17 protein-coding genes are annotated in these 22,759 nt (G+C 59.4%); 8 read left to right on the forward strand and 9 right to left on the reverse strand.

Going from position 1 to position 22,759, the window contains the following annotated elements; genetic code table 11:
- Positions 1–114: 114 nt before the first annotated feature.
- Entirely contained in the window at positions 115–408 is a 294-nt protein-coding gene (locus tag GSQ93_RS16145) for an addiction module antidote protein (protein ID WP_158936648.1), read from the reverse strand.
- A complete protein-coding gene (locus GSQ93_RS16150) occupies positions 405–713 on the reverse strand; it encodes a type II toxin-antitoxin system RelE/ParE family toxin (RefSeq protein ID WP_158936649.1) in 309 nt (102 codons plus the stop codon). The genes GSQ93_RS16145 and GSQ93_RS16150 overlap by 4 nt, the downstream gene beginning before the upstream one ends.
- 288 nt (positions 714–1,001) lie before the next feature.
- Between GSQ93_RS16150 and GSQ93_RS16155 the strand changes: the two genes are divergently transcribed.
- A complete protein-coding gene (locus tag GSQ93_RS16155) occupies positions 1,002–2,276 on the forward strand; it encodes an amidohydrolase family protein (RefSeq protein ID WP_158936650.1) in 1,275 nt (424 codons plus the stop codon).
- Positions 2,277–2,373: 97 nt separating this feature from the next.
- Here GSQ93_RS16155 and GSQ93_RS16160 read toward each other — a convergent pair whose 3' ends face one another.
- From GSQ93_RS16160 to fixL, 4 genes are all read right to left on the reverse strand, one after another.
- Positions 2,374–4,515, reverse strand: coding sequence for a M3 family metallopeptidase (locus tag GSQ93_RS16160; protein ID WP_158936651.1), 2,142 nt, complete (start codon positions 4,513–4,515; stop codon positions 2,374–2,376).
- A 242-nt stretch (positions 4,516–4,757) separates the two neighbouring features.
- Positions 4,758–5,621 carry a bifunctional methylenetetrahydrofolate dehydrogenase/methenyltetrahydrofolate cyclohydrolase FolD gene (folD, locus tag GSQ93_RS16165; protein WP_158936652.1) on the reverse strand — a complete coding sequence of 288 codons (864 nt, stop codon included), beginning with the start codon at positions 5,619–5,621 and terminating at the stop codon, positions 4,758–4,760.
- A 230-nt stretch (positions 5,622–5,851) separates the two neighbouring features.
- Positions 5,852–6,499, reverse strand: coding sequence for an oxygen response regulator transcription factor FixJ (gene fixJ, locus GSQ93_RS16170; protein WP_089165612.1), 648 nt, complete (start codon positions 6,497–6,499; stop codon positions 5,852–5,854).
- Positions 6,496–9,024: an oxygen sensor histidine kinase FixL gene (gene fixL / locus GSQ93_RS16175; protein ID WP_158936653.1), complete on the reverse strand. Its 2,529-nt coding sequence runs from the start codon at positions 9,022–9,024 to the stop codon at positions 6,496–6,498. Before fixL ends, fixJ begins: the two co-directional genes overlap by 4 nt.
- A 307-nt stretch (positions 9,025–9,331) precedes the next feature.
- Between fixL and aceE the strand changes: the two genes are divergently transcribed.
- The 3 genes from aceE to lpdA all read left to right on the forward strand — a co-directional run bounded on the left by aceE (position 9,332) and on the right by lpdA (position 16,127).
- On the forward strand, positions 9,332–12,031 hold the full coding sequence (gene aceE, locus GSQ93_RS16180; RefSeq protein WP_158936654.1) for a pyruvate dehydrogenase (acetyl-transferring), homodimeric type: 2,700 nt from the start codon (positions 9,332–9,334) through the stop codon (positions 12,029–12,031).
- 100 nt (positions 12,032–12,131) lie between these two features.
- Positions 12,132–13,790 carry a dihydrolipoyllysine-residue acetyltransferase gene (gene aceF, locus GSQ93_RS16185; protein ID WP_158936655.1) on the forward strand — a complete coding sequence of 553 codons (1,659 nt, stop codon included), beginning with the start codon at positions 12,132–12,134 and terminating at the stop codon, positions 13,788–13,790.
- Between the two features lie 225 nt (positions 13,791–14,015).
- A complete protein-coding gene (lpdA, locus tag GSQ93_RS16190; RefSeq protein ID WP_158936656.1) occupies positions 14,016–16,127 on the forward strand; it encodes a dihydrolipoyl dehydrogenase in 2,112 nt (703 codons plus the stop codon).
- A gap of 222 nt (positions 16,128–16,349) precedes the next feature.
- Here lpdA and GSQ93_RS16195 read toward each other — a convergent pair whose 3' ends face one another.
- Positions 16,350–16,922, reverse strand: a complete 573-nt coding sequence (locus tag GSQ93_RS16195) for a phasin family protein (protein WP_158936657.1) — start codon at positions 16,920–16,922, stop codon at positions 16,350–16,352.
- A gap of 318 nt (positions 16,923–17,240) precedes the next feature.
- Here GSQ93_RS16195 and GSQ93_RS16200 point away from each other — a divergent pair, with 318 nt between their 5' ends.
- A complete protein-coding gene (locus GSQ93_RS16200; protein WP_158936658.1) occupies positions 17,241–18,200 on the forward strand; it encodes a histone deacetylase in 960 nt (319 codons plus the stop codon).
- A gap of 455 nt (positions 18,201–18,655) precedes the next feature.
- Complete coding sequence (gene pbpG / locus GSQ93_RS16205; protein WP_158936659.1) at positions 18,656–19,861, forward strand: D-alanyl-D-alanine endopeptidase; 1,206 nt, start codon at positions 18,656–18,658, stop codon at positions 19,859–19,861.
- A gap of 110 nt (positions 19,862–19,971) precedes the next feature.
- On the opposite strand, the gene GSQ93_RS16210 is transcribed toward pbpG, so the two are convergent.
- Entirely contained in the window at positions 19,972–20,769 is a 798-nt protein-coding gene (locus GSQ93_RS16210) for an IclR family transcriptional regulator (RefSeq protein WP_158936660.1), read from the reverse strand.
- 182 nt (positions 20,770–20,951) lie between these two features.
- Positions 20,952–21,524, reverse strand: coding sequence for a hypothetical protein (locus tag GSQ93_RS16215; protein ID WP_158936661.1), 573 nt, complete (start codon positions 21,522–21,524; stop codon positions 20,952–20,954).
- Between the two features lie 279 nt (positions 21,525–21,803).
- Here GSQ93_RS16215 and GSQ93_RS16220 point away from each other — a divergent pair, with 279 nt between their 5' ends.
- Both GSQ93_RS16220 and GSQ93_RS16225 read left to right on the forward strand, forming a co-directional pair.
- Complete coding sequence (locus GSQ93_RS16220) at positions 21,804–22,046, forward strand: hypothetical protein (RefSeq protein ID WP_158936662.1); 243 nt, start codon at positions 21,804–21,806, stop codon at positions 22,044–22,046.
- 166 nt (positions 22,047–22,212) lie between these two features.
- Positions 22,213–22,695, forward strand: a complete 483-nt coding sequence (locus tag GSQ93_RS16225; protein ID WP_158936663.1) for a low molecular weight protein-tyrosine-phosphatase — start codon at positions 22,213–22,215, stop codon at positions 22,693–22,695.
- Positions 22,696–22,759 lie beyond the last annotated feature (64 nt).

Consider the following 22,759-nt stretch of genomic DNA (forward strand, 5'->3'; position numbering starts at 1 on the left):
GCCACTGAGCCATCTGTTGATCTTTCGGCGCTATAGGCCAGATCGGACCGATTGATTCATGCGCGGACGCAGCTTACCTGACCCGCAGGCCATAGGCCCTCAAGACGAAAGGTGTTATTGATGTACCGGCACGGCGACGAGTTTTACCCCCAACGCAGCGGCAACTTTCTGAATGGTCTCAAAGCGGGGCTTCGCGCCCTCCGCGAGCGATTTGTACAGGCTTTCGCGTTGCACCCCTGCGTCGGAGGCGACCTTCGACATGCCGCGTGCTTTCACAACGTCCGCCAGAGCCGACAGGAGAATGTCGGAGTCTCCCGAGGCAAGCGCCTCGTTCAGATAGGCCGCGATGGCTTCTTCGCTATCGAGATAGTCCGATGCGTCGAAAGTCGAAATGTGAGTTGAGTTCATTTCCGTTCCTGTTTGATTCGCTGCCACATGGCCTTCGCTCGGGCGATATCCGCTATCTGCCCTTGCTTGCTTCCACCGGCCAACAGTAGATAAACCGTCGAGCCGTCACGCACGTAATACACACGATAGCCCGCGCCCGTATGAATCCGCATTTCCCATACGCTGCCGCCGACGTCATGACAATCGCCAAAATTTCCCAACGCGGCGCGTTTGATCCGAACCAAGATGGCGGCCCTTGCTAGCACATCAGTCACGCCCAACAGCCAGACCGAAAAGTCGCGCGTTTGATTGATTGTGTTCGTCATGCGCGCGGATCCCAGATAACGTTAAGTGGGATGCCTTGATGAACTGTATCCTATTGGATACGAAAACTCAAGACATCGATTGAATGCAGTGATCTGATCTCGATCACTCGGAAATCAGCATTGGCGTGACTCGAGCCGGGTGACGCAGATAAGCCGAGTGCTGTTGTCACTGTGATCGGTCGCGCGGGCTTCCTGCAGTCGACCAAATGGCTAACGTGACCAGTACTCCGAAAATCGTGCTTTCTGTCCCGCTACAATCATCGAAACACTTGGCAATAGGACGGCTCCATGGACCTGATCATTCGACGCGCGGCGCTTGCGGATTCCCGCGATTTGGTTGACATCGGCATCGAAGGCGGCCGCTTCACGGCGATCGAACCGCAGCTCGCCGCCACCGCGCCGGAGGAAATCGATGCAGCGGGTTCTCTTGTCACCGCGCCGTTCGTCGACGCGCATTTCCACATGGACGCCACGCTGTCCTACGGTTTGCCGCGGGTGAACGCGTCGGGAACGCTGCTGGAAGGGATCGCGTTATGGGGTGAGCTGAAGCCCGACCTGACGCAAGAAGCACTGGTCGACCGGGCGATGCAGTATTGCGACTGGGCCGTGGCGCGTGGCCTGCTTGCGATTCGCTCGCACGTGGATGTCTGCGATCCGCGTCTGCTCGCCGTGGAAGCGCTGCTGGAAGTGAGGCGCCGCGTGAAACCGTATCTGGACTTGCAACTCGTCGCGTTCCCGCAGGACGGCGTTTTGCGCAGCAAGGGCGCGTTCGAGAACCTGAAGCGTGCGATTTCGATGGGCGTCGATGTGGTCGGCGGGATTCCGCATTTCGAACGCACCATGGCCGATGGCGCTGAGTCCGTACGCCTTCTTTGTGAGTTTGCAGCGGAGAAGGGGCTGCGCGTGGACATGCATTGCGATGAGTCAGATGATCCAATGTCGCGCCATATCGAAACATTGGCGGCGCAAACGCATCGGCTAGGTTTGCAGGGACGTGTGACGGGTTCGCACCTTACGTCGATGCATTCCATGGACAACTACTATGTGAGCAAGCTGATCCCGCTGATTCGTGATTCCGGTGTGGCCGCGATCGCGAACCCGCTGATCAACATCACGCTGCAAGGCCGCTCCGATACCTACCCGAAGCGCCGAGGCATGACGCGCGTGCCGGAGTTAATCGCTGCAGGGGTAGACGTAGCGTTCGGCCACGACTGCGTGATGGACCCGTGGTACAGCCTGGGCTCCGGGGACATGTTGGAAGTCGCGCACATGGGTTTGCACGTCGCGCAAATGACGGGCATCGACGCAATGCGTGCCGCGTTCGAAGCGGTGACCACGACGCCGGCGAAAATCCTCGGTATCGAAGGATACGGGATTGCCGTGGGTAACAACGCGGATTGCGTGGTGCTGGACGCGCGCGATCCGGTTGAAGCGATCCGCTTGCGGGCGGCTCGTACGGCAGTGCTTCGTCGCGGCAAAGTGGTCAGCCGGGCGCCGGCGATGCGGGCGAAGCTCAGTTTGGAAGGGCGACCGGAGGAAGTGAGTTTTCGGTTGAATCGATAAATCGAGACCGCTCTATAAAGTGCATAAAAAAACCGTTCCAACTCGCGCTGGAACGGCTTTCTTTAATCATTCAATCAGCATGGAGGCTGTCACAACCTCAATGCGCCGTCTCCGGCGACATGCCGTTATGCCGCAACAGCGCATCGATATTCGGTTCGCGGCCGCGGAATGCCTTGAACGAGTCCATCGCTGGCCGGCTGCCGCCCACTTCAAGAATTTCGCGGCGGTACCGAGTGCCCGTTGTCGCGTCCAGCACTGAGCCACCGGCAAGCTTCGCTGCTTCCTCGAACGCTGCATACGCGTCCGCCGACAGCACTTCCGCCCACTTGTAGCTGTAATAGCCGGCTGCATATCCGCCTGCGAAAATGTGCGTGAAGGTATTGGTCCAACGGGAGAAGGGTGCTTGCGGCACGACGTGGAAACGCTCGTTGATCTCACGCGCGAAGTCGTTGACGTTCATCGCGCCGGCCGGATCGTAGTCGCTGTGAAGCTGGATATCGAACATGGAAAGCACGATCTGGCGCAACGTGCCCAGACCGCTCTGGAAGTTCTTCGCGGCGAGCATTTTGTCGAAAAGTTCGCGGGGCAGCGTGGCGCCCGTGTCCACGTGACCGGACATGTCGGTGAGCACGTCCCACTCCCAGCAGAAGTTCTCCATGAATTGCGACGGCAATTCGACCGCATCCCATTCCACGCCATTGATACCCGATACCCCCAGTTCATCGACGCGCGTCAGCATGTGATGCAGTCCGTGCCCGAATTCGTGGAACAGCGTGATGACTTCGTCGTGCGTAAAGCACGCCGGCTTGCCGCCAACCGGCGCGGAGAAGTTGCAGGTCAGATACGCGACAGGCGTCTGCACGCCGCCTTCACGGCGTTTGTGACGTGAGCGGGCGTCGTCCATCCACGCGCCGCCGCGTTTGCCTTCACGCGCATACAGGTCCAGATAGAACTGCGCGACAAGCGAACCGTCCTTGTTTTCCACACGGAAAAAGCGCACTTCCGAATTCCAGACGGCGGCTTCATCGCGACGGATACTCACGCCAAACAGCGTCTCCGTGACCTTGAACAAACCCTTCAGCACGGCCTCTTGCGGGAAATACTGCTTCACTTCGTTTTCCGAGAACGAATAACGCTGCTGGCGCAGGCGTTCCGCGGCGAAGGTCGAGTCCCACGGCTGCAATTCCGGCATGCCGAGCTCGGTCGCGGCGAACGCACGCAATTCCATCCAGTCCTTTTCTGCGTGCGGGCGTGCGCGCACCGCCAGGTCCTCGAGGAACGCGACCACCTGTGCCGGCGATTCCGCCATCTTCGGTGCAAGAGACACCTCAGCGAAGTTCTGATACCCGAGCGCGTGGGCTTCTTCGGCGCGCAGCTTCAACTGCTCGACAACATTGGCCGTGTTGTCCCATTCGGGCTTGCCGTGGCCATAGTTCGCACCGAGTTCGGATGCACGCGTCACATAGGCGCGATACATCGCTTCACGCAATGGCCGATGTTCGGCGTATTGCATCACGGGGAAATACGACGGGAAATGCAGCGTGAACTTCCAGCCCTCGCGGCTTTCTTTCTGTGCGGTTTCGCGCGCCGCTTCGATCACGTCTTCCGGCAAACCCGCGAGTTCGCTTTCCTGAGTCACGACATACGAAAACGCGTTGGTGGCATCGAGGACGTGATCGGAGAATGCCTTCGATAACGCCGCCTGTTCTTCCTGAACGCGTGCAAAACGGGGCTTCTTGTCTTCGGGCAACTCGGCGCCCGACAAACGAAACCCGCGCAACTCGTTGCTGAGCATTTTCTTCTGCTCGACTGAAAGCGATGCGTGTTCTTCGCTCGCTGCAATCGCTTTGTATTTTTCGTAGAGCGCAAGATTCTGCCCGACGCTCGCTGAAAACTCCGTCACGCGCGGCAAATTCTCGGCGTGGGCGGCGCGCAGTTCGGGGGTATCGGCGACGGCATTCAGGTGGCCGATCACGCCCCACGCACGCGACAGCCGTTCGCTTGCGCGCTCTACGCTTTCGACGATGTCTCGCCACGTAGCCGGTGTCTCAGGCGCGCTGGCGTGGTCGACGGCGGCCTTTGCATCGGCGAGCAAAACGTCAAGCGCAGGCGTTACGTGTTGCGGCTTGATGTCGTTGAAACGGGGCAGGTCGGAGAAATCGAGCAGGGGATTCCCCTGAGCTTGGGTCTGAGCCTGATTCGCTTGATTCGCGGTATTCGATGGTGTCGAACTGGACATGACTCTCCCGGTCTCGGATAAAAATGGATGCGACGATGAATGTGACGCCGCGCCTGACACAGCGCGCGGTTTCGACGTTCGCTATTCACTATTGTGGGGACGCCCCGGCCGATTCTCAAATCGATTCTGGCTAAGGCGGCGATTTACCCGATCAGCGTGCCGGCTGGGCGCGTAAGTGCGGTAATCCGGCAGCCGCTGCGCCCATCATGCATGTAAGCGCTGAACGGCGTTGGCCCGGCGATTTAATCACGATCCTGCTGCATCGCGCGTTCGGCTGCTTCGATGGTATTCACCAGCAGCATGGTGATGGTCATCGGCCCGACGCCGCCCGGCACCGGCGTGATGAAACCCGCCACGTCCTTCACGCCCGCGAAATCCACGTCGCCGCAGAGTTTGCCGTTCTCGTCGCGATTCATGCCGACGTCGATCACGGTTGCACCCGGTTTGACCATGTCGGCGGTCAGGATATTGCGACGGCCGGTGGCCGCGACGACCAGGTCTGCGTTGCGTGTCAGCGCGGCCAGATCGCGCGTTTTGCTATGCGTGATGGTGACCGTGGCGCCGGCTTCGAGCAGCAGCATGGCCATCGGCTTGCCGACGATGTTCGAACGCCCGATCACGACCGCATTCGCGCCTTCCAGCGGGATCTTATGCGCTTCGAACATCTTCATCACGCCGTAGGGTGTGCAGGGGCGAAACAGTGGTTTGCCGGTCATTAGCGCGCCGGCGTTTTCGACGTTGAAACCATCGACGTCCTTGGCCGGAGCAATGGCTTCGATGACCTTGTGGCTATCGATATGTTTCGGTAACGGAAGTTGCACCAGGATGCCGTGCACGTTCGGATCGTTGTTCAGGTCGTCGAGCCGGGTCAGCAATTCGCTTTCGGTGAGCGTGGACGGGAAACGATCGAATACGGAATGCAAGCCGTTGTCCTGACAGGCTTTTACCTTGTTTCGGACGTAGACCTCGCTGGCCGGATTTTCGCCCACGAGAATGACTGCCAGGCCGGGTTGCTGGCCACGGGCGGTCAGGGCGGCGGCACGCACGGCGACATCGGCGCGAAGGGTCTTGGAGAGGGCATTGCCGTCGATGATTTGGGCAGTCATAGGAGGTCTGGGCGGAGAAAATTCCGCAGCTTTTCTTGAGGGCGCAGGGTCGCAGGGGGCCGGTTACGCCAGTGCGGCGCGGCTTTGCGGTCGGTCTTTAATTATACCGGACGGGATTTTTGCGGGTGCAGCGTGCGGAACAGCTCCGGGCGGTTTGGGTTCGCCGGGCGAAAAGCACTACGCCGAGGAGCAAAAAGGCCCCTCGGCGTATCAAAGAGAGCAGCTAAACCTTATTGGGCTGACTGCGTCTGCGGCTTGTTCGAAAGCGCCAGCCGGAGCAAATCCGCGACCGTATTCACGGAAAGCTTTTCCATGATGTTCGCGCGATGTGCTTCAACCGTCTTGATGCTGATACCAAGATCATCAGCAATCTGCTTGTTCAAACGCCCCGCAATAATCCGCTCCAGCACCTGATGCTCACGCGCCGTCAGCTTGCCCAGCCGCTCAGCCGCAGCACGCTGCTGCTGGACACTCGAACTCTCGGTACGCGCCTTATCCAGCATGCGTTCGACCAACTTGCGCAACTCGGCTTCATCGAACGGTTTCTCGATGAAATCCATTGCGCCCTTCTTCATGGTCGACACGGCCATTGGCACGTCGCCGTGACCCGTCACGAAGATGATCGGCAGCAGCGAATTTTCTGCAATCAGCCGTTCCTGCAATTCGAGACCGCTCATGCCTGACATCCGTACGTCCAGGATCAGGCACGAGATCGCGCCTGAATGGGCGATCGGGAGGTACGCATCGAGGTACGCTTCAGCGCTCGCAAAGCACGAGACGCGGTAGCCATTGGCTTCAAGCAGCCAGCGCAAAGAATCACGCACGGCCTCATCGTCGTCGACGACAAAGACGGTTTCCTGAGTGGTGACTGTGCTCATAGCTCTCCCGTAACAGTTTGTTGTGTGGATTGGTGGCTGAGAGCTTCCGACCCGCTGTTACCTGGGCCATCGGCTTCTCCGATTGGCAAACTGCAATGGAATGTCGCGCCCGTGACTTCGCCGGCGGTGTCGATGTTATTCACGACCCACAAACGTCCACGATGCGATTCAATAATCGATCGGCAAATATTCAAGCCCATGCCCATACCGTCGGACTTGGTGCTGTAGAAGGGTTCGAACAGGCGCTCGGCGGTGGCTTCGTCCACGCCCGGCCCCTGGTCCACCACGCTCACGCAGACGAACCCGCCGTCCACCCGCTGCACGATCACGCGGATCACGGGATCAACGGCGTTCGGCTTGGCATCGTGCATGGCTTCTGCCGCGTTTTTCAGCAAGTTCACCAGCACTTGCTCGATCAGCACCGGGTCCACATGGATCACGGGCATACGCGAGCGGATCTCGGTGAGGATACGAATCTTGCGTTTGCGCGCTTCGATTTCCGCGAGACCGACTGCATCAGCGACGATATCGGCCACGCGCGTAGGCTGGCGTTTCGGTTCGCTGCGCTTCACGAATTCGCGAATGCGCTTGATGATCATGCCCGCGCGCACTGCTTGTTGCGCGGTTTTTTCGAGCACGGGCAACAACGCTTCCTGCGTCATGCGACCCGATTTGACCAGCGCGACGCAACCCGAACAGTAATTATTGATCGCGGCCAAAGGCTGGTTCAGCTCGTGCGCCAGCGACGACGCCATTTCGCCCATCGTCATCAAACGGCTGGTGAACTGCAGCTTCTCTTCCTGCTGATCGGCGAGTTCCTGCGCCTGCTTGCGCGTGGTGATGTCGGTCGCGATCTGCATTTGCGCGAGATGGCCGTCCACCCATTGAATGTATTGGCGGCGCACTTCGAACCACTTCTGGATGCTCTCCACATACACTTCCTGCGCGTCCGAGGTGCTTTCGGTCAGCGCGGTAGCGGGCAGGCCGGCGTATGTATCGACCATATCGATGGAATCCGACGATGCCTGCGCCGTATCGAAACCCGCACCCGCCAGTTCGAGATGGCCGTCCGGGCGAATCCCGAACAGGTGCCGGTAATAGCGGTTCGCGAACAGCAGTTCGGCTTCGTCGGCGGCCAGCACGGATACCGCCGCGTCCAGGCTTTCCAGTACCGTAGTGAAGCGTTCATGCGCGGCGGCGAGATCTTCGCGAGCGCGGCGCGGCTCGGTAATGTCGGTCATCGACGACATCCAGCCGGTCTGCCGACCCGAACTATCGATCAGCGGCGACACATAAAGCCGCGCGTGGAAAAACGAACCGTCCTTGCGGCGCACACGGAGTTCGAAGCCGGACGAGGGCGCCTTGCCGCGCAAGGTCATGTCCAGTTGCCGCTGCATTTCCGGATACGCGTCTTTCGGCCAGTACGGAAAGGGCGCTACTTTTGACACGAGATCGCTTTCATCCCAGCCGGTCATCCGGCAAAACGCGGGATTCACGTGGGTGATCCGGCCATGCATATCGAGCACGCGCATACCGATCAGCACTGAGTTTTCCATCGCGCGGCGGAAGAACGCCTCGGCGTAGAGTGCCTGTTGCGCTTCAAAGCGTTGCCGTGTGTGTTTCCAGAGGCTCCACAAGCTCCACAGCACAAAACAGGACAAACCGGCGACCAGCCAGACGAGCGTGTTGTTGGTGAAATTCGTGAGTTGCGGATACGAATAAACGCGTACCGATACCCCCTGGCCCGGCGGATCGAGCGGCAGGTCATAGAACATGTCGCGCGGCAGGCGCGGCCGGCTGGAGGTCGTAGCGAGCTCGCGATTGTTCAGGTCAGTAATGGAAATCTTGTACTTGGCGGAGAGTTCGCTGGGAATGTCATGCTTGAGAATCCCCTCGATGGAAAACACCGCCGCAATGGACCCGAGGAAATCGCGGTCGCGATAAACCGGCGTCTGCAACGTGATGTAGCCGTTGCCTAAATCGTCATACAGAAGTGGGGAGTAGACCTGGCGGCGGCTGGTGCGGGCTTCGTCGAACGCGGACTGGACGGCGTCGTCCATCTGCGCGTCCGTGGGCTTGGCGAGTCGCGAGCCAAGGACCGGCAGCGGTGTATTCGGCCAGCGCGGCTTGTGCTGCGCGGTGTACCAGTTCATGTAGAGGATTTCGGGATGCCCCTGCATGATGTCGCCGGTGGAACTCTGGAACGACTGCGGGTCCCCGTGGCCAGCGGCGATGTCACGCGCCAGCGCCTGGATCTGCTCCTGAGCGCCCGTCATGGAAAGCCTGATTTGCTGCTGCGCCCAAGCCACGTTACGGTAGAGCGTGTCTTCCTGTTGCTGCTGTTCGCGCCGGTTGAGACTCCACAAGATCAGGCTCATCACGACCAGGAAGACCAGGATGGAGATCAATGGGGTCAGCAAATACGAGTTCGACCACCACGGTCCGTGGTGCCAGCGGGTCGGCGCCGAGTCGTTGGGTTTGCCCCGCGACCGCGCCGAGCGTGCGAAAAGCCGTTCGGTCAACATGCGCGCAATTGTAACGCAGCGCCAGACTGTTAAATGGCGTAAAAAGTCTTGAAAAGGCCCGCAATTGATCGCAAGGACACCAATGCGGCCATCAAAAAGTCCTTGTCCCACGGTGCATTGCAGCATTTTTCCGCATTATGAGATTGAGTCTCATGATTCGAAATATTGCTTGCGCAACCGTTCCGAGCCTCTTTAGAATTGCCGCACGCGCGCTTGTCCCTCATTGTTTTCCGCAATTATTTCTTGCGGATCGCTGAAAGGCTCGCGTCGGCTGTTCACAGAGCGTTCCTCAAATCAGGAGACGAGCATGTCCGCTGTACCCGACGAAGTGATGAAATATGTCGCCAACGCCAAGGACGACGAAGATCCCCAGGAAACCGCTGAGTGGCTAGAAGCCCTCGACGGTGTGATTTCGGCAGTAGGCCCGGATCGTGCCCATTACCTGATCGAAAAGCAGATCGAATTCGCGCGGGTTCACGGCGAACATCTGCCGTTTTCCGCTAACACCCCGTACATCAACACCATTCCGGTCGCAGCCCAGTCGAAGATTCCCGGCGATCAGGACATCGAACACAAGATCCGTTCGTACACGCGCTGGAACGCCATTGCCATGGTGCTGCGCGCCGGCAAGGACACGAACGTGGGCGGGCACATTGCTTCGTTTGCGTCGGCGGCCACGCTGTACGACGTTGGTTTCAACCATTTCTGGCACGCGCCGTCCCCCGAACATGGCGGCGATCTCGTGTTCGTGCAGGGCCACTCGTCGCCCGGTGTTTATTCGCGCGCGTTCTTGCTGGGCCGCCTGAAAGCCAGCCAGCTCGATAATTTCCGCCAGGAAGTGGGCGGCCAGGGCATTTCGTCGTATCCGCATCCGTGGCTGATGCCGGACTTCTGGCAGTTCCCGACCGTGTCCATGGGCCTCGGCCCGATCATGGCGATCTATCAGGCGCGTTTCATGAAGTACATGGACGCGCGCGGCATCATCAAGGCAGGCAGCCGCAAGGTCTGGGCATTCCTGGGCGACGGCGAAACGGACGAACCGGAATCGCTCGGCGCGATCGGCATGGCCGGCCGTGAACGGCTCGACAACCTCGTCTTCGTGATCAACTGCAACTTGCAGCGTCTCGACGGCCCGGTGCGCGGCAACGGCAAGATCATCCAGGAACTGGAAAGCGAATTCCGCGGCGCCGGCTGGAACGTGATCAAGGTAGTGTGGGGCAGCCGCTGGGACTCGCTTTTCGCCCGCGATAAAACCGGTGCATTGATGCGCCGGATGATGGAAGTGGTCGACGGCGAATATCAGACCTACAAGTCAGAGTCAGGCGCTTACGTGCGCGAGCATTTCTTCAACACGCCGGAACTCAAGGCGATGGTTGCAGAGTGGTCCGACGAAGACATCTGGAACCTGAATCGTGGCGGCCATGATCCGCACAAGATCTACGCGGCGTATTCGGAAGCATCGAAGACGAAGGGTCAGCCGACCGTCATCCTCGCCAAGACCATCAAGGGTTATGGCATGGGCGAAGCGGGTCAGGCAATGAACATCACGCACCAGCAGAAGAAGCTGCACACTGATCAGCTGATGAAATTCCGCGATCAGTTCAAGCTGCCGATCCCCGACGACAAGATCGCCGACGTGCCGTATCTGGAGTTCGAAGAAGGGTCGAAGGAACTCGAGTACATGCGCGCTCGCCGCCAGGAACTCGGTGGTTATCTGCCGGCGCGCCGTCAAAAAGCCGAATCGCTGCCGGTGCCGGATCTGTCGGCGTTCGAACCGGTGTTGAAGGGCACGGGTCCGGGCCGCGAGATCTCCACGACCATGGCGTTCGTGCGGATTCTCAACATCCTGCTGAAGGACAAGGCGCTCGGTAAACGCATCGTGCCGATCGTGCCGGATGAATCGCGTACCTTCGGTATGGAAGGGTTGTTCCGCCAGATCGGTATCTGGAATCAGGATGGCCAGAAGTACGTGCCGGAAGATTCCGACCAGCTGATGTTCTATCGTGAATCGGAAACCGGCCAGATCCTGCAGGAAGGCATCAACGAAGCCGGCGGGATGTGTGACTGGATTGCGGCGGCGACGTCGTACTCCACGCACAACGAGATCATGATCCCGTTCTACATCTTCTATTCCATGTTCGGCTTCCAGCGCATTGGCGATCTGGCGTGGGCAGCGGGCGACATGCGTTCGCGCGGCTTCTTGCTGGGCGGCACGGCTGGACGTACTACGCTCAACGGCGAAGGCCTGCAGCACGAAGACGGCCATTCGTTGATGTGGGCGGCGTCGGTGCCGAACTGCGTGAGCTACGACCCGACCTTCGGTTACGAACTCGCGGTGATCATGCAGGACGGTTTGCGTCGCATGGTGGCCGAGCAGGAAGACGTGTATTACTACGTCACGGTGATGAACGAGAACTACGAACACCCGGCGATTCCGCAGGGCGATGGCGTGGCCGCCGACATCATCAAGGGCATGTACTCGTTCCGCAAATCGGATGCTGACGCAAAGGCGCCGCGCGTTCAGTTGATGGGCGCAGGCACGATCTTCAATGAAGTGATCGCTGCTGCTGATTTGCTTAAGAACGACTGGAACGTCGCCGCCGATCTCTGGAGCGTTCCGAGCTTTACGGAACTGGCACGCGAAGGCGCGCAAGTGGAGCGCTGGAACCTGCTGCATCCGACCGAAGAACGTCAGGTCTCGCATGTGACGAAGCTGCTGAAGGATGCAAAGGGTCCGGTGGTGGCATCGACGGATTATGTGCGTGCGCTCGTCGATCAGATTCGCGGTTATGTGCCGAACAAGTTTGTTGTGCTCGGCACGGACGGTTATGGCCGTTCGGACACGCGTGAAAAACTGCGTCATTTCTTCGAAGTCGACCGCTACTGGGTCACCGTCGCGGCACTCAATGCGCTGGCCGACGAAGGCACGATCGACCGCAAGGTTGTCGCCGACGCGATCGCGAAGTACGCGCTCGACCCCGCCAAACCCAACCCGATGACGGTTTAACGCATCGGCCCCCGAGTGTTGTTGCGCGAAGTCGCCTTGCCCTTGGCTTTAGCCTCGTGGCAGGGCGATTTTCGCGTCGCGACCCAGGAGACAATAAACAATGAGTCAAGCGATCGAAGTCAAGGTGCCGGATATCGGCGATTACACGGACATTCCGGTGATCGAAGTGCTGGTGAAAGTCGGGGACACTGTCGAGAAGGAGCAATCGCTCGTCACGCTCGAATCCGATAAAGCGACCATGGACGTGCCCAGTTCGGCCGGCGGCGTCGTGAAGGAAGTGAAGGTCAAGGTTGGCGACAACGTGTCGGAAGGTGCGTTGATCGTTGTGCTGGAAGCAGCTGATTCCGGCGCCGCTGCTGCGCCGAAGGCCGCTGAAAAACCCGCCGAAGCGACGGCGCAGGAGAAGGCTCCTGCGGCTCCTGCCCCGGCTGCATCGTCGGGCGGCGGAGCGGTTGAAGTGAAGGTGCCGGATATTGGCGACTTCACGGACATTCCGGTCATCGAAGTGAACGTGAAGGTCGGCGACAAGGTCGAGAAGGAGCAATCGCTCGTTACGCTCGAATCCGATAAAGCCACCATGGACGTGCCATCGCCCGCAGCGGGCACGGTCAAGGAACTCAAGGTCAAAGTTGGCGACAACGTCTCGGAAGGCACGTTGATTCTCGTGCTGGAAGGCGGTGAAGGAGCGGCGCCCGCTGTTGCTGCACCTAAGCAGGAAGCGCCGAAGGCCGCAGCGCCTTCAGACGCAGCGCCTAAATCCGCGCCGGCTCAGAAAGAAGCGCCGTCCGCGCTCGCGCTCGCCCCGGCTATTCCGGCGGGCGATGGCGGTTCGAAGACGTCGAGCCACGCATCGCCGTCGGTGCGCAAATTTGCGCGCGAACTAGGGGTCGATGTCGCGTCTGTCAAGGGCTCGGGCCCCAAGGACCGTATCACGCAAGCCGACGTGACCGCGTTCGTGAAGGGCGTAATGAGCGGCCAGGGTAAAGCGCCGGCGGCAGTAGCCGCAGCGCCGGCCGGTGGCGGCGAGTTGAACCTGCTGCCGTGGCCGAAGGTCGACTTTGCGAAGTTCGGTCCGGTCGATCCGAAGCCGCTGTCGCGCATCAAGAAGATTTCGGGCGCGAACCTGCATCGCAACTGGGTCATGATTCCGCACGTCACGAACAACGACGAAGCCGATATCACCGACCTCGAAGCGCTGCGGGTCACGCTGAACAAGGAAAACGAAAAGGCCGGCGTGAAGTTCACCATGCTCGCGTTCGTGATCAAGGCGGTCGTTGCCGCGTTGAAGAAATTCCCGACGTTTAATGCGAGCCTCGACGGCGATAACCTCGTCTTCAAGCAGTATTACAACGTCGGTTTTGCCGCCGATACCCCGAACGGTTTGATGGTTCCGGTGATTCGCGACGCGGACAAGAAGGGCCTCATCGATGTCGCCCGGGAAATGGCCGATCTGTCGAAAGCGGCGCGCGAGGGCAAGCTGAAGCCGGACCAGATGCAAGGCGGATGCTTCTCGATTTCGTCGCTGGGTGGCATCGGCGGAACGCATTTCACGCCGATCATCAATGCGCCTGAAGTGGCAATCCTGGGGTTGTCGCGCGGCGCGATGAAGCCGGTGTGGGACGGCAAGGCATTTGTCCCTCGCCTGATTCTGCCTTTGTCGCTGTCATACGATCATCGGGTTATCGATGGCGCTGAGGCCGCGCGGTTCAATGCCTACCTTTCTGCTGTGCTGGCGGATTTCCGTCGCGTGAGTCTTTGATTTTTGTGCTTGGCGGGCCGCTCCTTGTGGTCCGCCAACCTTGTCATTGAACCTGCTTTGCACTGCATTTTGCGAGTCGCCCCTGCGCGGGGCGGCACTTACTTTCTTTGAATTGCCAAAGAAAGAAAGTAAGCAAAGAAAGGCAAGTCTGCCGACGGCAGAACCCAGGGCTACGCGTTGCGTTCTTGTTTCTTGGTTCTGCCCGCTTCCTTCTTAGGGGACAACATGAGTCTCACCGAACTTAAAGTACCCGATATCGGCGATTTCCAAGACGTCGATGTCGTCGAAGTGAATATCAAAGCCGGCGACGTTATCGAAAAAGAACAAGGCGTCCTCACCCTCGAATCGGACAAGGCTTCCATCGAAGTGCCGAGCGATTTAGTGGGTACGGTCAAGGAAGTCAAGGTCAAAGCCGGCGATAAAGTCTCGCAAGGCACCGTGATCGCATTGGTCGAAACGGCCGACGCCAGCACTGAAAAACCTGCCGCACCCGCTGAAAAGCCCGCTGCGGCAAAAGCCGATGCGCCCGCGCCGAAAGAAGCCGCCGCGTCCAAGCCTGCTGAACAAAAGCCCGCGGGCGGTGGATCGCAAGACGTGAAGGTGCCGGACATCGGCGATTTCACCGACATCCCGGTGATCGAAATTCATGTGAAGGCCGGCGATACGGTCGAGAAGGAACAATCGCTCGTCACGCTCGAATCCGATAAAGCGACCATGGATGTACCGTCGCCCGCAGCGGGCACGGTCAAGGAAGTCAAGGTCAAGATCGGCGACAACGTCTCCGAAGGTACTTTGATCCTCACGCTCGAAGGTCAGGGCGGCGGTGTCAGCCAGGTCGAGGAAAAACCGAAGACCGCAGCGCCGCAGCCGGCCGAAAAAGCCACTGCCGCGCCCGCGCCGAAGGCCGCGTCGTTCTCCGGTTCCGCCGATATCGAATGCGACATGCTCGTGCTCGGCGCGGGTCCTGGCGGTTATTCGGCTGCGTTCCGCGCGGCCGATCTGGGCATGAACACGGTCATCGTCGAGCGGTATGCAACGCTTGGCGGCGTGTGCCTGAACGTCGGCTGCATTCCGTCGAAAGCCTTGCTTCACGCTGCCGCGATCACCGACGCCGCGAAGGAACTCGCGCACCACGGTATTTCGTTCGGTGAGCCAACGATCGATCTCGACAAACTCCGTGACTTCAAGTCGGGCGTCGTCAAGAAATTGACCGGCGGACTGGCCGGTATGGCGAAGGCGCGCAAGGTCCAGGTGGTCACGGGCGTCGGCAAATTCGTCGGCCCGAATCACATGGAGATTGAAGGCGAGGGCGGCAAGCAGGTCGTGCAGTTCAAGAACTCGATCATCGCAGCGGGCTCGCAAGCCGTGAAGCTGCCGTTCATGCCGGAAGATCCGCGCGTGGTGGATTCAACCGGCGCGCTCGAATTGCGCCAGATCCCGAAGCGCATGCTCGTGATCGGCGGCGGCATCATCGGCCTGGAAATGGCGACGGTGTATGCGTCGCTGGGCGCGGAAATCGATGTGGTCGAGATGCTCGATGTCTTGATGGCCGGAGCGGATCGTGACCTCGTGAAGGTGTGGGAAAAATTCAACGCCAAGCGCTTCGCGAACGTCATGCTCAAGACGAAAACGACCAAGGCGGAAGCCAAGGACGACGGCATCTACGTGAGCTTCGAAGGTGAAAAAGCGCCCGCTGAAGCACAACGTTATGACCTCGTGCTCGTGGCTGTCGGCCGCAGCCCGAATGGTGGCAAGATTGGCGCGGACAAGGCTGGCGTGGCGGTGACCGATCGCGGTTTCATCAACGTCGACAAGCAGCTGCGTACGAACGTCGAGCACATTTTTGCTATCGGCGATCTGGTTGGCCAGCCGATGCTCGCGCACAAGGCCGTGCACGAAGGCCACGTTGCAGCGGAAGCGGCGCATGGTGAAAAGGCGTACTTCGACGCATTGCAGATTCCGTCCGTTGCTTACACCGATCCCGAAGTGGCGTGGGCCGGCAAGACCGAAGATCAGTGCAAGGCCGAAGGCATCAAGTACGGCAAGGCCACGTTCCCGTGGGCTGCATCCGGCCGGGCGATTGCAAACGGTCGCGACGAAGGTTTCACCAAGCTCATCTTCGACGAAGAAACGCACCGGATCATCGGCGGCGGGATCGTCGGGACGAATGCGGGCGACCTGATCAGCGAAGTGTGTCTGGCGATCGAAATGGGCGCGGACGCGGAGGATATCGGCAAGACGATCCATCCCCACCCGACGCTCGGTGAATCGATCGGCATGGCCGCTGAGCTGTACGAAGGCGTGTGCACGGACTTGCCGCCGCAGCGCAAGAAGTAGGGCGTTGTTGGCTGGTTGAAAAAAGCGGCGCGTTCTGTCAGGAATGCGCCGCTTTTGTTTTTGCGGGCGCACGTTGGACTTGGCATTTCGCGCGACAACAGAGCAAAAAAGAGAACACGAAAAAAAACCGCCCCAACTTTCGTTGGAGCGGTTTTTCATACAGCCTGATCATCTCGCGGCGTCACCGGATTTCCCGGCGCCACTGCGTGCGAATGAATTCGCTCAGACCGCTTTCTTGGTAGCGCGCGAAGCTTGAGCCGTTGCTTGCGATGCAGCCTTCGTGGCGGCCGTAGCGGCTGCGTTGAAGTTGCTTTCCGCGATCTCGACAGCTTGCTTGCTTGCCTTGTGGATCGTTTCGTACGTGGTGTTGGCGGCGGTAATGGCCGACTTCATCACGGCGACAGCCGTTTCCGAACCTGCCGGTGCGTTCTTCGCGACGTTTTCTACGAGCGTTTGCACCTTGCGGTTCTGGTCTTCGTACTGCTCTTCAGCGACGCGAGCAAATTCAGCTTGCGTCGACGATGCGATTTCATACAGGTGACGGCCATACGACAGCGCCTTTTCTGCGACCGGCTGAGCCAGGCTGGCTTGCAGTGCGAGCAGTTCTTGCGCATCCTTAACCGACAACACGCGTTGTGCGTTTTCCTGGCTTTCAGCCAGCGTCGACTTCACAACTTGCAGATTCAGTTCAAGAAGCTTTTCCATACCTTCGAAAGCCTTGTTCGTCAGGCCGAAGAGGGTATCGAATTGCGCTTTGTTTGCAGCGGCGATTTGTTCCGGGGTCAAAAGGGTCATGTCACGCTCCTGAAAGAGTCGACCCATCATCAGCGCGGGTCGTGGGTTTTGGCGGCGACCGGAAATCCGGAAACCGTATGAGGCGATTGGCTGTTGGTGCGTCGCAACATGGAACCCATTCTAGGCATATTCCTAAAGATGTCAAGCATCTTTTTGTGCAATGCAACATCGTACGATTGCTTATTAAACAATGGCTTACGAGGATGCGTCTTTGTAGTGGAACTACATTCCGAGATAAGACGCACCAGCTTGGGGCGGAAGACGCAAACGCTGTCGGTGCGCGGATCTTGGTTCTGGAAAAGTGAAATTTCGTTTCGAATGAAAGCCTTTTATAGCGATCAGTTCGTATTGCCCCTGCCGGCTGGTCACCGGTTTCCTATGCAGAAATATTACCTTTTGCGCGAGCGGGTGCAGGCCGAGCTGCCTAATGTCGTATTGGGCGAGGCGCCGATCGCGGCCGACTCAGAACTAGCGCGCGTTCATGCGGCCGATTACATCGAGCGGGTGGCGACCGGGGCGTTGGACGCACGCGAGCAGCGGGAGATCGGCTTTCCGTGGTCACCTGAAATGGTGGAACGTTCCCGACGCTCCGTGGGGGCGACAATCGCGGCGTGTCATGCCGCTCGTCAAGACGGCTTTGCCGTGAATCTGGCGGGCGGCACGCATCATTCGTACGCGTCGCACGGTGCGGGGTTCTGTGTGTTCAACGACGCGGCCGTCGCTGCCCGGGCGATGCAGGCCCACGCGCAGGAGCGTGGCGAGCGCACGCCGCACATCGCGATCGTCGATCTCGATGTGCATCAGGGCAACGGAACCGCATCCATTTTCCAGGATGATCCGAGTGTTTTCACGCTGTCGCTGCATGGGACATCGAATTACCCATTTAGCAAGGAGATCGGCGATCTCGATATCGCGTTGCCCGATGGCTGCGACGACGACCTGTATGCGGAAGCGCTTTCCGGGGCTTTATCGACGATGTTCGATCGGTTTGAACCCGCCATGCTCATTTATCTGGCAGGCGCCGATCCGCATGTCGACGACCGTTTGGGACGGCTGGCGCTGAGTGTCGATGGACTTGCCAAGCGAGATTCCCTTGTATTCAGCGCCGCGACCGGGCGAGATCTTCCCGTGGCAATAACAATGGCCGGCGGTTACGGACGTGATATCAACGTCACCGTGGACATTCATCTCCAGACCATCCAGCTTGCCGCTGTCGCGTTCGGCGCCCGGCGCGATTTCTGCGTACCCGATAAACTGCGCTCGGCAAATTTCATTTGAAACGCTTTGAAACGCAGTAAACCAAATGTGTTAACCCGACGTTAACATTCGGGATCCGCCGAAATCGTCAAAGTTTGTGTGAACAAAAACGCTCGATTGCAGTCGAAATGCCGGTTGAGAATCGGCATGTCTTGCCGAAAAGCTTCGCTTCCTATTGCTGTGCACACCATTTGTGAAATTTTTGCCTTGAGGGCAGGATCAGAAATCTCCCTCAAGTTTTACAAACTATTGCCGATAAGAGGCTGATAGCCAAGGTCGAGCAATAGCGTATGGCAGTGAAAACGATTGCAGCAGGAGCGATGATTTTTTACGATCGGAACTCAGAATTTGTTCGCTCAAATAAATCGTGTCTTACAAAGCGGTTTAAGTAGTGCGGATAAGTGCTTAATATTGCTAATTTTTCGAAGCTTTACTACACTGGCGACACTCTCTCGCCGGTCCAGAACAGAACACTAATGAAAACCGAAATGTTTTCGTCGCTCAGGGTGATCCACGGCGTTGCAGTCCGCACTGCGCTGTCGGTCGCCGTGTCGGTGGCGCTCGCGACGTCTTTCGCGGCCGCACCAGTCGACGCTTTTGCCAAGACCACGACCTCTAAATCCACCAAGAAACTGGCCAAGGGCGCAGTCACTGCGCCGCAGGCTAAAACCGTCAAATCGTCCAAAGTTGCTGCACGTTCCGCCAAGGCGGCGAAGGGTGTGAAAGTCACGCCCGTCGCTGCAGTGCAAGATGACGAGGCGCCGCGCGCCGCGCGCCGGCATCGCGTCAGTTACCGGATGGACGCGCGCGGCCGCCGCGCCGCCGTGCGTTCGGTAGCGTTCCAGCCGCGTCCGCCGACCGTCGGCCAGGCGTTCGGCCTGCACGAAACGCCGGACAGCCTTGCGTTGCGCTCGAGCGTTGCGTACGTGGTGGATCAAAACACAGCAGAAACGCTCTTCGATAAAAACTCGCGCGCCGTGGTGCCTATCGCTTCAATCACGAAGTTGATGACGGCCATGGTGGTGCTCGATTCCAAGGCGCCGCTGACCGAAGACATCACGGTCACGGACGAAGATCGCGACTACGAGAAATTCACGGGTTCGCGTCTTTCGGTCGGCTCTGAGCTTAACCGCGAAGACATGCTGCATATCGCGTTGATGGCGTCGGAAAATCGCGCGGCCGCGGCGCTGTCGCGTTATTACCCGAATGGGCGTCCTGGTTTTATCGCTGCAATGAACGCCAAAGCGAAGATGCTCGGCATGACCGACACGCACTTCGAGAATTCGACCGGCTTGACGAGCCTGAACGTTTCCAGCGCCCGCGATCTCGTGAAAATGGTGAATGCGGCGTATCAATATCCGCTGATTCGCAAGTTCTCGACCGATCGCAGCTACGACGTGTTTACCGGCAAGCGCAATATTGCCTACAACAGCACGAATGCGCTGATCCGCAATCCTAGCTGGGACATCGGCTTGCAGAAGACCGGTTTCATCAACGAAGCTGGCGAATGCATGGTGATGCAGACGACCATTCATGGCCGTCCGGTCGTGATGGTCTTGCTGGATTCGTCAGGCAAGTATTCGCGTTTCGCCGACGCCGGCCGCTTGCGCGGTTTCCTCGAGAGCGAGACTGCTGGCGAGCCGCATATTACCAGCGCCGATGCAGGCGGCGGCGGTACCTGAATCGCTTGAGTTTGAGTTTCCGCAATAAAAAACCGGCCTTATCGTTCGATAAGGCCGGTTTTTTTATCGCTCACGAATGCTTCGAATCCTCCGTACTCACACGGAAAATCTCAGCGCTGCTGCGAATCCGCACTGGCTTCCGGGCGATACCCAAGCGAGCGCGAAATCTCCAGCGCGGTGCCGCTCAGTTGATTCAGCCATGAGTCCTGCAGCCGGTCCGCGGGCGCCGAAAGCGACAGGCCCGCGACGAGCCGCCCGGTGTCGTCATAAATCCCGGCGGCGATGCAGCGTACCCCCAGTTCCAGTTCCTCGTTATCGCGGGCGCATGCCTGACTGCGCACGAACGACAGTTCGCGCTCAAGCTTGCCGATATCCGTAATGCTGTTCTGCGTGTGGCCGGAGAGGCCGGTTCGTGTGGCGTACGCGCGCACGCGGGAAGATTCGTCGGCCGCGAGAAACAGTTTCCCCACCGACGTCAGGTGCAGCGGCGCACGGCCGCCAATCGCTCGCACGACCTGCATGCCGGATCGTTCGGAATAAGCCCGTTCTATATAGACGATCTCATCGCCTTGACGTACCGAGAGGTTGACTGTCTGGCCTGTCTGCTTGTGCAATTCGCGCATGGGTGGCATGGCGGCTTCACGCACCGAGAGCCGCGCCTTGACCAGATTGCCGAGTTCAAGCAAGCGCATGCCAAGCCGATACGTGCCGGGGTCCGATCGATCGACCAGACGGCACGTCACCATGTCATTCAAGATGCGATGCGCGGTGGACGGATGCAGCGACGTGCTCTGCGAGAGTTCTTTCAGGCTGACGGGGTCGGTGTGCGCGGCGAGCGCGTCGAGCAGGCGCATCATGCGCTCGATCACCTGTATGGACGTTCGGGATTCCGGGTTCGTATCGCTCATGGAGAAAATCAGTTGATACGTCAAACAGCGGAATAATGATTGTATCTCGTATTGTGAAAAGTGCGAAAGGCTCAGCGGCACGATCAGCGCCGCAAGGTCAGATTTTCTACAGACAATAAAAAACCGCCCGAAACCTGAAAAGTTCGGACGGCTTTGCATGCAAGGTAGGCGGGGCAAAGGCCCTAGTGGTTATGCTCGGGTTGTTGCGCCGGCTGTTTGCCCCAGAGCGATCGGCCGACATTCGGCGGGGATCCGCGCGATTGCTGCGCCTGCGGGGCGGGCGCTGGCGCAGGCCGACCCGGATTGCCCGCCTGTTGCTGCGGCGGCCTGCCCCCTTGCGGACCACCTGCCTGCGGGCCGCCATGGCCGCCCCGATCCCCGCCACCATTGCCTCCTTGGTTGCCGCGATTGCCGCCCCGGTCCCCACCCCGGTCGCCCCAGCCACCCGGGGGTGGCGGGCGTCCATAACCCGAACCGTCGTTCCGATAGCGCGGGCCGGGGCCACCGTAATATCCACCGCCGCCGCCGATTATTACGCCGGACTCAACAACGGGTCCGCCATAGCCTGGCGCGCCGTAGCCATAACCGGCTTCATAGCCCGGAGGGGGCGCCGCGTAGCCGGCGGGATAAGCGGGATAGCCGCCACCGGTTGCGTAACCGGTTGCATAAGCGGGCGTGCCGTCCGGGTAGACGGCGCAGCCGGTGACCATGGCGGTCGAAGCGAGGATCAGGCCCGTAAGTGCGAGTTTCATCATGAGGAGGAAGGCATTCCTTAAACTAATTACCGTATCTGACAGTTTCGCGGAGAGGATGTCGCAAGAAGTTTGTAAAGTTTTATCTCCGCGGTAACAGAGTGAAAGGGGCAGGAATCGCTCATGAGCCAGCAAACACAACGCTGATAGGTCATACGCTGTTGACAGGGCTGCAACAATGCTTTGTCCTGAGGCATCTTTATCGGACTAGGACTAACCCTTAAAATCAAAGTGTCCGGAAGTGGGCCCGTCAGCCCACAGGACCTGAGAAGGGGTTTGAAAATGAAAAAGACAATATCGACCTACTGGCCCATTGCCATGCTCGTGCCGCTCGCGCTCGCTGGATACTGTCATGCGATCCACCCGGTTGCCGGGACTGCAGCACCCCATCAGCCAACCGCTGCGCGCGTCAGCGCGGAATTCGCGCGCGCGATTTCGCTGGGATTTGTCGAGTCCGATAACACCGGCGACGGATATGGTCCGGCTAACGGGACATCGGCTACGGCTGTTTCGCAGACGTTCTGAACGCGGCCAATCGGTAGGGCTGCGATGGTGGGGCCGTTCGGGCGCGCAAACGCGGTCCTTTGTATAATTCGGGCCTGCTTCGCGTGAGCTCGTCTGGCCGGGATGGCCAGGCGAGCTGCGAGTCGCGCACAAGTTCGCGCTCAAGCCAAACGATGCCTGGAATCGGATGAACTCTATCGCTGTCTGTTTCGTGTGCCTTGGCAATATCTGCCGTTCGCCGAGCGCCGAAGCGGTGATGCTGCATCAGGTGGGCCGGGCAAGGCTATCTGACAAGATCGTGGTGGATTCCGCCGGCACCGGCGATTGGCATATCGGCCAGCCACCCGACGAACGCGCCCAGCGCGCGGCCAAAAAGCGTGGTTATGACTTATCGCCCCTGCGTGGCCGGCAGGTCAGCCGCGAAGATTTCGCACGGTTCGATCTGCTTATCGCGATGGACGACGCCAACGCCGCCGCGCTGAACGAAGTGTGTCCGTCGGAGTATCGCGACAAGATCCGGTTGCTGATGGAGTTCGCAACCCGTGACGACAGCCGCGTGGTGGTCGACCCGTATTTTGGCGGCGACGAAGGCTTCGAGCGCGTGCTCGATCAGTGCGAGGATGCCTGCGAAGGCTTGCTGAGAGCGCTTCGCGCGCAGTTGGTGAGCTGATGCGAGGCCATCGGAAGCGAGTTTCATTCGGCGCAATATTCTCAGCAAATTCCTAAGAAAATGG

The organism is Burkholderia sp. S171 (genome assembly GCF_009766085.1).
Taxonomy (GTDB): domain Bacteria; phylum Pseudomonadota; class Gammaproteobacteria; order Burkholderiales; family Burkholderiaceae; genus Caballeronia.

Excerpts from the sequence above, each read along its gene's own strand:
- GSQ93_RS16145 (WP_158936648.1), bottom strand. The coding sequence starts at position 408 with ATGAACTCAACTCACATTTCGACTTTCGACGCATCGGACTATCTCGAT.
- GSQ93_RS16150 (WP_158936649.1), bottom strand. The coding sequence starts at position 713 with ATGACGAACACAATCAATCAAACGCGCGACTTTTCGGTCTGGCTGTTG.
- GSQ93_RS16155 (WP_158936650.1), top strand. The coding sequence starts at position 1,002 with ATGGACCTGATCATTCGACGCGCGGCGCTTGCGGATTCCCGCGATTTG.
- GSQ93_RS16160 (WP_158936651.1), bottom strand. The coding sequence starts at position 4,515 with ATGTCCAGTTCGACACCATCGAATACCGCGAATCAAGCGAATCAGGCT.
- folD (WP_158936652.1), bottom strand. The coding sequence starts at position 5,621 with ATGACTGCCCAAATCATCGACGGCAATGCCCTCTCCAAGACCCTTCGC.
- fixJ (WP_089165612.1), bottom strand. The coding sequence starts at position 6,499 with ATGAGCACAGTCACCACTCAGGAAACCGTCTTTGTCGTCGACGACGAT.
- fixL (WP_158936653.1), bottom strand. The coding sequence starts at position 9,024 with ATGTTGACCGAACGGCTTTTCGCACGCTCGGCGCGGTCGCGGGGCAAA.
- aceE (WP_158936654.1), top strand. The coding sequence starts at position 9,332 with ATGTCCGCTGTACCCGACGAAGTGATGAAATATGTCGCCAACGCCAAG.
- aceF (WP_158936655.1), top strand. The coding sequence starts at position 12,132 with ATGAGTCAAGCGATCGAAGTCAAGGTGCCGGATATCGGCGATTACACG.
- lpdA (WP_158936656.1), top strand. The coding sequence starts at position 14,016 with ATGAGTCTCACCGAACTTAAAGTACCCGATATCGGCGATTTCCAAGAC.
- GSQ93_RS16195 (WP_158936657.1), bottom strand. The coding sequence starts at position 16,922 with ATGACCCTTTTGACCCCGGAACAAATCGCCGCTGCAAACAAAGCGCAA.
- GSQ93_RS16200 (WP_158936658.1), top strand. The coding sequence starts at position 17,241 with ATGAAAGCCTTTTATAGCGATCAGTTCGTATTGCCCCTGCCGGCTGGT.
- pbpG (WP_158936659.1), top strand. The coding sequence starts at position 18,656 with ATGAAAACCGAAATGTTTTCGTCGCTCAGGGTGATCCACGGCGTTGCA.
- GSQ93_RS16210 (WP_158936660.1), bottom strand. The coding sequence starts at position 20,769 with ATGAGCGATACGAACCCGGAATCCCGAACGTCCATACAGGTGATCGAG.
- GSQ93_RS16215 (WP_158936661.1), bottom strand. The coding sequence starts at position 21,524 with ATGATGAAACTCGCACTTACGGGCCTGATCCTCGCTTCGACCGCCATG.
- GSQ93_RS16220 (WP_158936662.1), top strand. The coding sequence starts at position 21,804 with ATGAAAAAGACAATATCGACCTACTGGCCCATTGCCATGCTCGTGCCG.
- GSQ93_RS16225 (WP_158936663.1), top strand. The coding sequence starts at position 22,213 with ATGAACTCTATCGCTGTCTGTTTCGTGTGCCTTGGCAATATCTGCCGT.